The sequence below is a fragment of the Pseudomonas sp. 43(2021) genome, from assembly GCF_017490805.1.
Taxonomy (GTDB): domain Bacteria; phylum Pseudomonadota; class Gammaproteobacteria; order Pseudomonadales; family Pseudomonadaceae; genus Aquipseudomonas.
Map to the genome: position 1 here is coordinate 1 of NZ_JAFGYJ010000610.1, position 428 is coordinate 428.

Genomic DNA, 428 nt, shown 5'->3' on the forward strand with positions numbered 1-428 from the left:
CGCCCAGACCCACCAGCACCGGCGTGGCCAGCGGGTCGGAGGCGAGGGCGCCGCAGACACCGACCCAGCGCTTGTGCAACGCCGCGCCTTCGCAGGTCATGGCGATCAGGCGCAGCAATGCCGGGTGCAGGGCATCGACCCGCGCCGCCAGCCCGGCGTGGTCGCGGTCCATGGCCAGGGTGTATTGCGACAGATCGTTGGTGCCGATCGAGAGAAAGTCGGCGTGTTCGGCCAGTTGTTCGGCTTGCAGCGCGGCGGCGGGGACTTCGATCATCACGCCGATCTCCGGGCGCTCGGTAATGCCCAGCTCAAGGCGCAAGGCATCGACGCGCTGGCGGATGTGCAGCAGTTCGTCGACCTCGGTGACCATCGGCAACAGAATCCGGCAACGCGACAACGGCTTGACCTGCAACAGCGCGCGCAGTTGC

The 428-nt window shown here is 68.0% G+C and carries 1 protein-coding gene; it reads right to left on the bottom strand.

Annotated elements, in window-relative coordinates; all coding sequences use genetic code 11:
* A partial coding sequence (locus J5M71_RS28940; protein ID WP_347709888.1) for a putative PEP-binding protein occupies positions 1-428 on the bottom strand: 428 nt, incomplete at both ends.